The sequence below is a fragment of the Corynebacterium gallinarum genome, assembly GCF_014837045.1.
Lineage (GTDB): Bacteria > Actinomycetota > Actinomycetes > Mycobacteriales > Mycobacteriaceae > Corynebacterium > Corynebacterium gallinarum.
In genome coordinates, this window is the sequence record NZ_JACSPR010000002.1 from 52,533 (window position 1) to 65,418 (window position 12,886).

General features: G+C 64.0%; 12 protein-coding genes. 4 read left to right on the forward strand and 8 right to left on the reverse strand.

The annotated features are described in order from the left end of the window. Positions 1 to 44 precede the first annotated feature (44 nt). A complete protein-coding gene (locus H9627_RS02800) occupies positions 45 to 1,166 on the forward strand; it encodes an HNH endonuclease signature motif containing protein (RefSeq protein ID WP_191732522.1) in 1,122 nt (373 codons plus the stop codon). Here H9627_RS02800 and H9627_RS02805 read toward each other — a convergent pair. Continuing rightward, entirely contained in the window at positions 1,163 to 1,804 is a 642-nt protein-coding gene (locus H9627_RS02805) for an SOS response-associated peptidase (RefSeq protein ID WP_191732523.1), read from the reverse strand. The genes H9627_RS02800 and H9627_RS02805 overlap by 4 nt on opposite strands. Before the next feature lie 9 nt (positions 1,805 to 1,813). Between H9627_RS02805 and aroA the strand changes: the two genes are divergently transcribed. Together aroA and rsgA are read left to right on the forward strand one after the other, a co-directional pair. Further along, positions 1,814 to 3,109 (forward strand): 3-phosphoshikimate 1-carboxyvinyltransferase, encoded by a 1,296-nt coding sequence (aroA, locus tag H9627_RS02810; protein ID WP_191732524.1) that lies wholly within the window; start codon positions 1,814 to 1,816, stop codon positions 3,107 to 3,109. Continuing rightward, positions 3,102 to 4,091, forward strand: coding sequence for a ribosome small subunit-dependent GTPase A (gene rsgA / locus H9627_RS02815; protein ID WP_191732525.1), 990 nt, complete (start codon positions 3,102 to 3,104; stop codon positions 4,089 to 4,091). Before aroA ends, rsgA begins: the two co-directional genes overlap by 8 nt. Here rsgA and H9627_RS02820 read toward each other — a convergent pair. Together H9627_RS02820 and H9627_RS02825 are read right to left on the reverse strand one after the other, a co-directional pair. Further along, on the reverse strand, positions 4,088 to 4,594 hold the full coding sequence (locus H9627_RS02820; protein WP_191732526.1) for a DUF6912 family protein: 507 nt from the start codon (positions 4,592 to 4,594) through the stop codon (positions 4,088 to 4,090). The genes rsgA and H9627_RS02820 overlap by 4 nt on opposite strands. A gap of 2 nt (positions 4,595 to 4,596) precedes the next feature. Further along, positions 4,597 to 5,007, reverse strand: coding sequence for an HAD family hydrolase (locus H9627_RS02825; RefSeq protein ID WP_191732527.1), 411 nt, complete (start codon positions 5,005 to 5,007; stop codon positions 4,597 to 4,599). Positions 5,008 to 5,133: 126 nt separating this feature from the next. On the opposite strand from H9627_RS02825, the gene H9627_RS02830 reads away from it, so the two are divergent. Then, a complete protein-coding gene (locus tag H9627_RS02830) occupies positions 5,134 to 5,514 on the forward strand; it encodes an Rv3235 family protein (RefSeq protein ID WP_191732528.1) in 381 nt (126 codons plus the stop codon). 9 nt (positions 5,515 to 5,523) lie between these two features. Here the strand turns inward: H9627_RS02830 and secA are convergent, their stop codons facing one another. From secA to mtrB, 5 genes are all read right to left on the reverse strand, one after another. Further along, complete coding sequence (gene secA / locus H9627_RS02835; protein WP_191732529.1) at positions 5,524 to 8,061, reverse strand: preprotein translocase subunit SecA; 2,538 nt, start codon at positions 8,059 to 8,061, stop codon at positions 5,524 to 5,526. Positions 8,062 to 8,197: 136 nt separating this feature from the next. After that, positions 8,198 to 8,875, reverse strand: a complete 678-nt coding sequence (gene hpf / locus H9627_RS02840) for a ribosome hibernation-promoting factor, HPF/YfiA family (RefSeq protein ID WP_191732530.1) — start codon at positions 8,873 to 8,875, stop codon at positions 8,198 to 8,200. Between the two features lie 150 nt (positions 8,876 to 9,025). After that, a complete protein-coding gene (locus tag H9627_RS02845; protein ID WP_191732531.1) occupies positions 9,026 to 9,616 on the reverse strand; it encodes a ComF family protein in 591 nt (196 codons plus the stop codon). Then, positions 9,616 to 11,298, reverse strand: coding sequence for an MtrAB system accessory lipoprotein LpqB (gene lpqB, locus H9627_RS02850; protein ID WP_191732532.1), 1,683 nt, complete (start codon positions 11,296 to 11,298; stop codon positions 9,616 to 9,618). The genes H9627_RS02845 and lpqB overlap by 1 nt, the downstream gene beginning before the upstream one ends. Before the next feature lie 5 nt (positions 11,299 to 11,303). Further along, complete coding sequence (gene mtrB / locus H9627_RS02855) at positions 11,304 to 12,767, reverse strand: MtrAB system histidine kinase MtrB (protein WP_191732848.1); 1,464 nt, start codon at positions 12,765 to 12,767, stop codon at positions 11,304 to 11,306. Positions 12,768 to 12,886 lie beyond the last annotated feature (119 nt).

Consider the following 12,886-nt stretch of genomic DNA (forward strand, 5'->3'; position numbering starts at 1 on the left):
GTTTAGAACATACGTACAAGGAAAACCGTGAACAGGAGTCGAGCATGAACGAGTTGTTCTTCTACGCAGTCACCAATCCCGACGATGCCCTCAGCCAACAGATCATTGATAAAAACCGCCGGGATCTGGACTTCTGGCGCAACCAGCTACCCGATGATGACGCCGATCTGGCCACCACCATCCTCCGGATCAACCTTCGAACCGGCCTGCCCCGCAAATTCATCGCCGCGTCGCTGTTCACGGTGAGGTTCCTCCGCGATCTCCCGGCGGTGCGTACCCTCGTCGACAAGCTCGGGCACCTCGACCTCCCGCGGCTGAACACGATCACCCGCGCCCTGGCGAAGGTCCCCTCCCGGTTCCTGACGCTTTTCGACGAGCACGTCGCCTCCTACCTGACCCCCACCCGGCAGCACCAGGTGCTGCCACAACCCGGGTCCATCGCAGCGATGCTGCGCCGGCTGCGGGAACGTCTCCTGCCGGAGGAGAAGAAACCACCGGGGGAACGACCAGCCGGGGTCTTCTTCCACTGTCGCCCGGATGGGGTCCGGGTTTCCGTGTCGGTGTCGCAGGATCACGCGGCCCTGCTCAATACGGCGATCAACACGCTGGTTCGTGAACAGGGCCTCACCCCGGTTGATGCCTTCACAGCCCTGGTCCTGGGCAGTATCCGTGCGGAGGTGACCATGCACGCCTACGGCACGCAGGACACCCCGGAATTCCTGGCGGACGGGGGTTGGTTGTCGCCGGAACAGATCGAGTTCTGGAAGACCAAGGTGACCAGTCAACGTGACATGGATCCGATCGCCTTCGCTGAAACCACCGACTACACCCCCACCCTGGAGATGAAGATGTATGTGCGCGGCCGGGACGCCACATGTCGGGTCCCCGGATGCGGTGTGGCGGCGGTCCACTGCCAGATCGACCACATCCTGCCCTTCAACCAGGGCGGACCCACCACCCCCTGGAACCTCCAGTGCCTGTGCATCTTCCACCACAACATGAAAACCGATGGCCGCCTGGAGGCGGTACCCCTCCCCGACGGTGATGTCCTCTTCGTCCTCGACGGTCTGCCCTTCCGCTCCACACCGGAGGGCCCGCTATCCAGATCCGGACGGACATGGGGAACCACCTTCGGGGACTATATGGACAGGAAGGTGGCCGCCTAGTCCAACAGGCCGGCGTGATCGTTGCGCACGTTCCCCACATCCCGGGAGACCTCCCGCACGCTCAACCGCTCCACCCAGTCCGTGGAGGTGGGATGCAACAGCTCCCGGGCCTCATCGGGTGTGCCCGTCAACCACGGTGTGATCTCATCCTCGGTGAGGAAACGGGGCAGACGATTGTGCAACCAGGCAACCGGCTCCACCGAATCGGTGGTCACCATCGTCGCCGACAACTGGTCCAACCCTGTGGCCCACAACCCCGCCGCCCACATCAACCCATCACCCAATGACACAAAGTGGGGTTTCTTCTCATGCCACTCGTAGTACCCGTCCATCGGAATCACACACCGCTGCCCCTTGAAGGCATGCCGGAACGATGGTTTCTCCGCGACGGTCTCGGCCCGGGCATTGAACAGGGGTGGTCCCGAGTCATCCTTCTTCCACTCCGGCAGCAGACCCCACCTCGCCGGATCCAGTTGTGCCGTGTCGCCGAGACGCACGATCGGTACAATCTGGGTGGGCGCGACATTATATCTGGGTCCCGGTGTTCCCTGCGGGGCTTCAACCTGTCTCCCAACGATCCGGGTGGCAGCATCGATCAGGGCCTCACCGGTGGTGAACAAAACGAATCTTCCGCACATACCTCTATTATGGACTCTGTGACTGAAACGCCTCTTTCTCTGCCTGTATGGGATGCTCCACGAGCTACCACCCCGATTGTCTGGACCCAGGTCATCCCTGGCTCCAAATCCATCACCAACCGCGCCCTCATCCTCGCCGCCCTCGCTGCGGGACCCTCCACCATCCACGGTGTCCTGCGCAGCCGGGACACCGACCTCATGGCGGATGCCCTGCGCAGCATGGGCGTCACCATCACCGAGGAGACCCCCGACCGCTACCACGTGGAACCGCCCGCCGAGCTGTCCTCCGGCTCCATCGACTGCGGTCTCGCCGGCACCGTGATGCGTTTTGTCCCCCCGGTGGCCGCCTTCGCCAACGGGCCCGTCCACTTCGATGGTGATGAGCAGGCCCGCATCCGCCCGATGACCAGCATCCTCGATGCACTGCGCACACTGGGTGTAAAGGTGGAAAACAACACTCTCCCCTTCACCGTCACCTCAGACGGCATCCCCGAGGGTGGCGTGGTCGAGATCGACGCATCCGCATCCTCCCAGTTTGTCTCCGGCCTGCTCCTCTCCGCACCCCGTTTCACCAACGGTGTCACCGTCCGACACATCGGTGGCAGGCTCCCCAGCATGCCCCACATCGAGATGACAGTGGCCATGCTCCGGGAGGTGGGCATCCAGGTGGATGTCACCCCCAACCAGTGGACCGTCCACCCGGGTGAGATCCGCGGCCATACCTGGCGCATCGAACCGGATCTGTCCAACGCCACCCCGTTCCTGGCGGCAGCCGCGGTCACACGCGGTACTGTCACCGTCAGGAATTGGCCCCGTGCCACCACCCAACCCGGTGACTCGATCCGGAGCATCCTCGAGGAGATGGGATGCACGGTGGAGTTCATCTCCAACGAAGCGGCCTTCGATCTGCAGGTCACCGGCCCCACGGAGTTGAAGGGCATCCACTTGGACATGTCGGATATCGGTGAGCTCACCCCCACCGTCGCCGCCCTCGCGGCGTTGGCCACCACCGAGTCCAGGCTCACGGGCATCGCCCATCTGCGTGGGCATGAGACCAACCGCCTGGAGGCACTGACCACCGAGATCAACCGACTCGGCGGTCACTGCACGGAACTGGACGATGGTCTCCACATCACCCCTGCACCGCTCCATGGCGGTGTGTGGCACTCCTACGCCGATCACCGGATGGCCACCGCAGGTGCCATCATTGGCCTGGTGGTCAAGGATCTCGGCGTCGAGGACATCCAGACCACATCGAAGACCTTCCCCGGTTTTGAGACCCTCTGGGAGGAAATGGTTGGCTAGGCGGCAGTGGGACGAATCCGATGTGCGGATCCGCCCGGGGAGGGGAACCCGACCACGAACCAAGGACCGTCCCTCCCATGAGGACGCCCTGGTGGGCATGGTCGTGACGAAGGACCGCGGACGCTGGGGGGTGGTGCTGGACGGCCGCACCGATGCGATCATCACCATGCGGGCCCGCGAACTGGGACGCACCGCCATCGAGGTCGGTGACCGCGTCGCTGTTGTCGGGGATACCTCGGGGCAACCGGGCACCCTCGCCCGCATCGTCCGTCTTGAGGAACGCACCAGCGTGCTGCGACGCACCGCCGATGACACGGATCCCTATGAGAGGATCGTCGTCGCCAATGCCGATCAGCTGCTGATCGTCTCGGCGGTGGCTGATCCCCCACCGAGGGCCGGTTTCGTCGAGCGCGCGCTGATCGCGGCGTTCGTGGGGAATATCCAGCCGATTCTCTGCCTGACCAAATCGGATCTGGCGGACCCCAGTGAGTTCGCCGCGGAGTTCGAGGCCCTCGAGGTGCCCGTGGTGGTGTGTGGCATCGATGATCCCCTGGACGATGTGCTGGAGGTCGTCGAAGGCCACATCACCGCGTTCATCGGTCATTCCGGTGTGGGTAAGTCAACGCTGGTTAACCGCCTGGTGCCGGATGCCCACCGTGAAACGGGGATTGTCTCCGGTGTGGGCAAGGGTCGGCACACCTCAACGCAGTCGGTGGCGTTGCCAGTGGAGAACGGATGGATCATCGACACCCCGGGTATCCGGTCCTTCGGGCTCGCGCATGTCGATGCTGACACCGTGGTCGGTGTGTTCGAGGATCTGGCGGCTGCTGCGGAGGACTGCCCGCGTGGTTGCACCCACATGGGACCTCCGGCCGATCCGGAGTGTGCCCTGGATCAGCTGGAGGGTGCGTCGGCACGGCGGGTGGAGGCTGTGCGCACGCTCCTGGAGGCGCTGCGCAGTAACGACGCCTGGGAGCTCTAGAGCAGCTCCACGAGGAAGGGCAGCTCCTCGGGGTCGTACCAGGCCATGAAGTTGTCCTGGGCGTCGCCGACGGTGAGTTCGGCATCTTCGTCACCAAGGTCGGAGGCGTCGATGACCTCGATGGCTGCCTTGGTGTCGGGCTCGGAGCTCTCCACGTCGATGTGGATGGCGGCGACATCGACGAGGTTGATGTGCGCGGGGGTCAGTTTCACCACGGATTCGCCGTTCTCGGGGACGAAGGTGATGTTCTTCTCGTCCACATCGACGGAGACGACGACGCGCCGGTAGGGGAACTGTTCCTCATCACCGACAGCCAGGAGGCGGAGGGATGCCTCGGCGGCGTCCTGGAAGGCGGCGTGGGCGATCTCCTCGTCGTCGCCTTCCGTGTAGTACTCGCGCAGCGCGGGGGTCACGGCGAAGCCGTAGCCGGAGCGGGCGGTGATGACGCTGGATTCATTGAGTCCGCGCAGGGTGCAGAAGGTCGCCGGGATGTAGACGCGCACGGTTAGAATTCCCCTTCGAGTCCGAAGAGACCGACGATCTCGACGACCGCGCGGTCGAACTGCTGGTAGTAGACACCCACAAGACCGTTCTCGACGGCGCCGCGGACGTTGAGGATGGAGTCGTCGACAAGCACGCAGTCCCGCATCGGGAGGTCGAGTGCGTCGGCTGCGGCCTGGAAGGCCTCGGTTTCGGGCTTCTCCGCGCCGATCTCGCCGGAGAGCAGGACCTTGTCCACCACGCCCTGGGTTTCGAGTTCACGGATGGGTGCTGCTGCAAGTCCCCCGGGATCGTTGCTGAGAACAGCGGTGCCCACCCCGTTCTTCCTGGCTGCGGCGAGGAGAGTCCTCCACCGCCGCTGGTCCTCATCTGCTCCATCGAGCACTCCGGCGTAATCCACAATCAGTCCGCGCACTTTTTCCCTTTCATTTTTGTCATTCTCATGCCATATTAGTCATAGTCTGTGTTCGAAGATTGTCGCACAGTTCAGGGGTGGTTGTCGTTTCAGGCCTTGGGAAGTCTCGTCCCGAGGAGTTTTGTCATGCTTCATCCCATTCCGGGTCTGACCCATCTGATGTATCTGGTGCCGGAACCGGCACCTGCTCCCCCACCACAGAAAACGCCCGTGCCCAGGGAGGTGTCGGGGCTGATCCGGGTGGCGCTGGATTCATTGTTCGGGCTACGTCCGGTCACCCAGCTGAACCACCGGCGTTTCGACGCGTCGGTGCGCTCCCACATCACCGCCCGGCAGCGGGCGGGGGACGCGGGCGTCGTCAAGCTCATCTCCTGTCATGTCCAGATGCATGAGCAGGTGGCGGAGGCATTCGGCAGTATCCGCTACGCAGGGGCGATAACAGCCTATGCCGCCCGGCTCGGGGAGTCGGGCGGCACGTGGCGGATGCTGAGCTTCAGAATGCTCTAGGCAAGATTGTTAAGCGTTGGCTTCCTCGTCCTGTTTGACGAACTGCTTGCGCATCAGGAACAGCTGGCGGACCGTCTCCTCCTTGATGGCCTCCTTCATGGCGTTGAACATGTCGCCACCCTCCTTCTGGTATTCCACCAGGGGGTCGCGCTGAGCCATGGCGCGCAAGCCGATGCCCTCCTTGAGGTAGTCCATCTCGTAGAGGTGTTCGCGCCACTTCTGGTCGATGACCGGCATGAGGACCATGCGTTCGATGTTGCGCATCTGGGCCTCGCCACCGAGAGCTGCGACGGCTTCCTCCAGCTTGGCGTATTCTGCGCGGGCGTCCTCCAGCAGTGCGGTGCGCAGGTCCTCGGCGGACAGCTCGCCGGGGGCGCCATACTCGGAACCGTCGACAAGCGACTGCCAGGTGAACGTCGGGCCGTAGAGGGCCTCGAGGGCATTCCAGAGCTTGTCCAGATCCCAGTCCTCGACATAACCGTTGGCGGTGGCCGCGGTGACGTAGGCGGAGACGGTCTCGTCAACCATGTTCTTGATGTAGTGGGAGATGTCGGAGGATTCGAGGATCTCGCGGCGCTCGCTGTAGATGACCTTGCGCTGCTCGTTCATCACCTCGTCGTACTTCAGGACGTTCTTGCGCATCTCGAAGTTCTGGTTCTCCACCTGCGCCTGCGCGCCCTTGATGGAGTTGGTAACGGTCTTGGACTCGATGGGGACATCATCGGGCACGTTCAGCCGGTTCATCATGTTCTCCATGGTGGGGCCGACGAAGCGGACCATGAGATCATCACGCATGGAGAGGTAGAAGCGGGTGGCTCCGGGGTCACCCTGACGGCCGGCACGGCCACGCAGCTGGTTGTCGATGCGGCGGGATTCGTGGCGTTCGGTGCCGAGCACGTAGAGGCCACCTGCCTCCCGGACCTTCTCGGCGCGTTCCTCACACCGCTGCTTCATCTTCGGCAGCTCCTCCTCCCAGGCTGCTTGGTAGGCCTCCTCATCCTCGAAGGGATCGAGGCCACGTTCGCGCAGCTTGATGTCGAGAAGGATGTCGGGGTTGCCACCGAGCACGATGTCGGTACCACGGCCGGCCATGTTGGTGGCGACGGTGACCGCGCTCGGCAGACCGGCCTGTGCGACGATCTGCGCCTCCTGCTCGTGGTGCTTGGCGTTGAGCACATTGTGCTTGATGCCCCGGCGGGTCAGCAGCTGCGAGAGGTACTCGGAGCGTTCGACGGAGACGGTGCCGACGAGGACGGGCTGGCCGTTCTCAATACGCTCGGCGATGTCATCGACCACGGCCGCGAACTTCGCCTCCTGGGTTTTGTACACCAGGTCGGTGAGGTCATCGCGCTGATTGTCGCGGTTGGTGGGGATCTGGATGACGTCGAGCTTGTAGATCTGGTGGAGCTCCGCGGCCTCGGTCTCGGCGGTACCGGTCATGCCGGACAGCTTCTCGTAGAGGCGGAAGTAGTTCTGGAGGGTGACGGTGGCCAGGGTCTGGTTTTCGTTCTTGATCTCCACCTTCTCCTTGGCCTCGATCGCCTGGTGCATGCCCTCGTTGTAACGGCGACCAGCCAGGACACGGCCGGTGAAACCGTCGACGATCATGACCTCACCGTTGCGCACGATGTAGTCTTTGTCGCGTTCGAAGAGTTCCTCGGCCTTGATGGCGTTGTTGAGGTAGCTGACCAGCTGGGAGTGCTCCGGTGCGTAGAGGTTGTCGATGCCGAGCAGGTCCTCGACCTTCTCCACACCCTCCTCCTTGATGCCCACGGTCTTCTTGCGGTGGTCCACCTCGTAGTGGATGTCGCGGGACAGCTGCGGGACGATCTGCGCGAAGACGTTGTACCACTGGGAGGAACCGTCAACCGGACCGGAGATGATCAGCGGGGTACGGGCCTCATCGATGAGGATGGAGTCAACCTCATCGACGATGGCGTAGTGGTGGCCGCGCTGCACCAGGTCGTTGAGGGAACGCGCCATGTTGTCACGCAGGTAGTCAAAGCCCAGTTCGTTGTTGGTGCCGTAGGTGATGTCGCAGTCGTAGGCCACCTTGCGCTCGGCGGGGCGCAGCTCGGAGAGGATGACACCGACGGACAGCCCCAACCAGCGGTGCACACGGCCCATCCACTCGGCGTCACGCTTGGCCAGGTAGTCATTGACCGTGACCACGTGGACACCCTTGCCCTCGAGGGCATTGAGGTAGGCGGGCAGCACACAGGTCAGGGTCTTGCCCTCACCGGTGCGCATCTCAGCGACGTTCCCGAAATGCAGGGCCGCGCCACCCATGATCTGCACCTTGTAGTGCTTCTGCCCCAGCACACGCCAGGAGGCCTCACGGGCGGTGGCGAAGGCGTCGAGGAAGATATCGTCGAGGGTTTCACCCTGGGCGAGCCGTTCCTTGAATTCCTCGGTCTTGGCCTTGAGCTCCTCATCAGTGAGGTTGGCATACTGGTCTTCCAGTGCGATGACCTGGTCAGCGATCTTCTGGAGTCGCTTCACGGCACGGCCTTCGCCGACGCGGAGCATCTTGGACAATCCAAACACGAGCAGTCGTCCTTATTGATAGCATTTCGGAAATTACAATGGGGAACCTACATTGTACGCACGGTTCCTACGAACACAGTACCCGCCACCCACGGTTCGCGGGTGACGGGTAGCTGTGATCTTGAGGGGGTTTTACCTATGAATCTTCGCTTGCGGACAGGGCAATCAGACCGTAATCGAAGGCGTGACGGCGGTAGACCACCGACGGCTGCTGGGTCTCCTCGTTGACGAAGAGGTAGAAATCGTGTCCGACGAGTTCCATCTCGGACAGTGCATCATCCACGCTCATCGGGGTGGCCGGGTGCTCCTTGGTGCGGACGATCTGGCCTGGGACCACATCATCGACCTTGTCGGCGTACGGATCAACATCGTACTTGCCCAGATCATCGGCCCCACGGGCCTCCTGGGACTCGGCGACGAGCTGTGCTCCGAGCTCACCGGTGCTCAGCGGTGCACGGTGTCCGGAACGGGAGATGCTGCGGCGTGCCTTGACCTTGCGCAGGGAGCGCTCCATCTTGGCCAGGGCGGTCTCCAGGGCAGCGTAGAAGCTGTCCTCCTTCGCCTCGGCGCGGGCGATGTGGCCCTTGCCGGTGGCGGTGATCTGGATACGGTCACTCTCATCCGCACGGCGTGGGTTCGGCTCGTGCTGGAGTTCCACGTGGAAGAAGGTCAAGGTCGGATCGAGGCGCTCAATCTTTGCCAGCTTCTTGTGCACTCGCTCAGCGAAGTGCTCAGGCACCTCAACGTTTCGTCCTGTGATGCTCACCTGGGTGTCAGGGCTCAAGGTGTCGTTGGTGTCAGCAGGTGTAGTCACGCTACTTCTCCTCCCAGTAGTGGCCATCACTTGCGTGTGAGTGGGATTACTTCCACGGTGATGACGGGATCAACTTCACCTCTCATAGTACGTCTGGTCATAACCAACGTGCCAACGGGGTCCCCTTTTAATGCGTGTTTGATGCATGATTCACGCGTGACAGTAGGTCAGAGCGCCTCTCACCAGCACACCTGCTGTTCTGAGGCTGTTGGCGGAGGCCTGCAGCGTGGCGCCCGTGGTGACCACATCATCGATGAGCAGCACCGGTGACGGTGGCACGCGCAGCAGTTCCACCCGCATGCTGCGCCGTCGTTCCTCCGCGCCGAGCCCCACGGAATCGGGCGTGCGGGACGGGATGCGGAGGCTGGGGTGCGTCGACAAGCGCGTTGCGGCACAGACCCGCTCGACGGGGTCGCCACCACGGCGGCGTCGGGAACGGTCCCGGGTGGGGGCCGGCACCAGGGTGATGTCGTGTTCGACCTCCCCGCGGGCCGCCAGATGGCTTATCGACGCCCGGATCACCGCCCCCACATGCGCGACCACGTCGCGCCGTCCCCGTTCCTTCATCGCGATGAGCACCGCCCGGTGGGGCCCGTTGTACGGAGACAACGACCACACCGGGAAATCCACATCCACCGACACCCGCTGCGGGGTGGCCCGCCACGCCGCACCGCACCTCGGGCACAACACCGCCCCCGGCACACCGCACCCTGCGCAGGTCACCGGGAGCAGCAGCTCCATCAGTAGGCCACCACCGCGGCCGAACGCACACCCAGCAAACCGGGGACCTCACGCCAGATCGTGTTGTCCGATGCCGGCAGCTGGAGCAGGGCGTGCGCATCGGTGGCGTAGATCGTGGAGGAGGAACTGGCCACGGACACCACCGGGGCGCTGATGTTGCCGCTCGGCAGGGCGCTGGCGCCGGAGCCGTCGATCTCCACGCGCCAGATCGGCAGTTCGGGCATCGACGTGCCCACCAGGAGCGACCCGTCCTGCCGCCAGGCCAGACTCAGGGCGGTCTCCCGCAGCACCGGGGCGACCTCCACAATGTTGGTCACCCCACGTTCCCCCGGTGACGGCCGGGTGACCACACCCATGTAGACCCGGCCCTCGATGATCATCGCCGCCCGCACACCGGTACGCGACAACTGGAATTCCGAGATCGCCCCGGTCACGCCCTCCGGGAGGGTGATCTCCACCTCGGTCTGCACCAGCTCCCGGGTGGTGGAGGACCGGGTCACCCGCACCGGTGTGTCACCGTCGGCCACAGCCCACAGCGCATTGGCCGCGTGTTCGAAGGTCGGCCGGGTGATGGTGTCCGCGGTGAGCACATCGGTGAAGGACCCCTCCGGGGCACCGACCGACAGCCGCGGGGAATCATCACCACGCACCGCCGCGGCCACATTCGCCGAGGTGGAGATGGCCACGGAATCGATGTCCCCCGCGCCGAGGAACCCGGTCAACGGTGTCACGGTCCCCGAACTGACGCGCGAGACCACCCCGTCGCGCAGCGAGAACAGCGTGGACACCGCATTGGTGTAGGCCTCCGGGTTGAACTCCCCGACATCCTCGATGGACAGGACCGGGAAATCAGCCACCAGCGGCGCACCATCCGCGAAGATGGAATAGGGGCCCGGGATCTCGGCGTTGGCGAGCATCCAGACCACCTGGGTGGCGAAACTCAGGCGCTCCTCCTCATTCATCGAACTGAGCCCGGTGAACTGATAGGCCCCGTCGGAGAACCCGACGAAGGAGGCACCCGTGGGCAACTGGTGCACCACACCGGGTGCCAGGTACTGCGACGGCCCCGACACAAGCAGGGACATCAGGGTGGTGTCCAGGGACTGCACCGCATTGTGGATCCACCGCCTGTCCCCCACCAGCACCTGCCCGGAAGGATCGAAGAAGTAGACATTCTTGGGTGTGTAGTGGTTACGCATCTCGGTGCGTTCCAACACCACCCCGTCGGGCAGATCATCAATGCGCCATTCGTTGCCCACCCGCTTCATGACGATCTCGGCCGTGAGATCGGAATTCTCGGGCCGGTACACACCACCGTTGCCGAGGGTGCCCACCTGGGTGCCACGGATGACGATGCGCCGTTCATCCTCCGTGGCCCCCGCCTGCGTGTTCAGGTCAATGCGGTCGACCACGAGGGTGGTGGCCGTGGGATCCCAGTCCTGGTTCGCGTCCTCGGTGAGATATGCCCTCGACGCCTGGTACTGCTGCGCGGGGAAGGCAGCTGCACGGAAGAAACCACGCAGCAGGATATCGGGGTCCGCGCCCGGGGTGGGACCGGCCACCTCCGCGGAGGGGTCATCGGCATTGAAGGAGCGGAGGACCTGCGGATCGGTGTCGCTCGGCAGGGTGGAACAACCGCTCACCAGGAGGGCGGCGGTCATGGCCGCGGTCAGTGTCTTCATCCTTCTCACACCTCCACCTCCCAGGGCTGTGACGGGGCGGCGAGCTCGATCGGGGCGGTGCGGTATCCCAGGTGGGGTTCGCGGGGGATCACGAGCCGGAACATGGATCCGACATCGAGGTTGCCCGCGGCATCCAGGGTGCCGCCGTGTAGGACGGCGTCCTCCCGGGCGATCGCCAGTCCCAGACCGGTTCCCCCTGAATGGCGCACGCGTGATGGATCAGCCCGCCAGAAACGGTTGAACACCAGCTCCTCCTGCCCCGATTTCAACCCGACACCGTGGTCGAGGACAGTGATGGCCACAGCCTCGTCATTCGCCTTGAGGGTGACCTCCACCGGTCTGCCGCGGGCGTGGTCGATGGCGTTGGCCAGGAGATTGCGCACGATGCGTTCAATACGGCGGGAATCCCCCTCGATCATGACCTGTTCCTCCGGCATGTCGACCTTGATCTCCACGCCGAGGTCATCGGCGAGCACCGCCACCTGCTGCAGGGCGGAGGTCACCGCGCTGCGCGCATCATGCCGGGTGGTGGACAGATCCGCTACACCGGCATCATGCCGGGAGATCTCCAGCAGATCATTGAGGAGGGCTTCAAACCGGTCGAGTTCACGCACCATCAGTTCACTGGCACGGCGGGCCACCGGGGAGAGCTCATCCTGATTATCGGCAATGAGATCCGCGGCCATGCGCACGGTGGTCAGCGGAGTACGCAGCTCGTGTGAGACATCCGAGGTGAACTGGCGCTGGAGATTGCCGTACTCCTCCAGCTGCTTGATCTGGGCGGACAGCGATTCCGCCATGGCGTTGAAGCTCATGGCCAGTCGGGCCATCTCGTCCTCACCGTCGACGACCATGCGTTCACGCAGTTTGCCCTGCGAGAACCGCTCGGCGATGCGGCTGGCGGACCGGACGGGGGCGGTGACCTGCTGGGTGGCCAACCAGGCGATACCGACGAGCAACACCACCACCACCACGAGCGCAGCAGCAAGCAGTCCGCGCATCAGTGCGAGGGAGGCCTCATCGTTTTCCATCGAGAACACCAGGTAGACCTGGAGTCCCGGGATGTCACTCTCCGTGGGGGTGCCGATGATCAAGGCGTTGTAGGCGGCACCGTCACCCTGGTCGATGGAGGTGAACTGGTAGGACACCTGGTTCTCGGACACGTAGTATCTGAGCCGGTCCGGGATCCGGTAGCCCTCCGGTGAGACGATCACATCGGCGCCGTCCACGAGGATCACGGGTTCATAGGCCGCGGTGACATCGGCACCGCTGCCCGAGCTGCCGAGGCTGGCCAGGGCCGCTCGGGCGGAGTTGAGCCGCAGCTGCACCGAGCTGGAGGTGCTGGATGCGGCGATCTGCTCCTCCACGACGATGCGGGCACGGTCGATCTCGGAGTTGGCGATGTCAATCTTCTGGTCGACCAGCCGCTGGGTGAACACGGTGAGCATCCCGAGCCCCAGCAGGATCATCACCACCGCGGAGGCGGTGAAGATCGAACCGACGACACGGACCTGCAGGGAGGTGCGCCACTTGTCGACGACGCGGTGACGAAGTCGTCTGAGCCACGTGAGGATGGGAAACCGCCCCT

What these genes read in the sequence shown, in the direction of transcription:
- H9627_RS02800 (WP_191732522.1), top strand. Translation starts at nt 45, where the DNA reads ATGAACGAGTTGTTCTTCTACGCAGTCACCAATCCCGACGATGCCCTC.
- H9627_RS02805 (WP_191732523.1), bottom strand. Translation starts at nt 1,804, where the DNA reads ATGTGCGGAAGATTCGTTTTGTTCACCACCGGTGAGGCCCTGATCGAT.
- aroA (WP_191732524.1), top strand. Translation starts at nt 1,814, where the DNA reads ATGGACTCTGTGACTGAAACGCCTCTTTCTCTGCCTGTATGGGATGCT.
- H9627_RS02830 (WP_191732528.1), top strand. Translation starts at nt 5,134, where the DNA reads ATGCTTCATCCCATTCCGGGTCTGACCCATCTGATGTATCTGGTGCCG.
- H9627_RS02845 (WP_191732531.1), bottom strand. Translation starts at nt 9,616, where the DNA reads ATGGAGCTGCTGCTCCCGGTGACCTGCGCAGGGTGCGGTGTGCCGGGG.
- lpqB (WP_191732532.1), bottom strand. Translation starts at nt 11,298, where the DNA reads ATGAAGACACTGACCGCGGCCATGACCGCCGCCCTCCTGGTGAGCGGT.
- mtrB (WP_191732848.1), bottom strand. Translation starts at nt 12,767, where the DNA reads ATGATCCTGCTGGGGCTCGGGATGCTCACCGTGTTCACCCAGCGGCTG.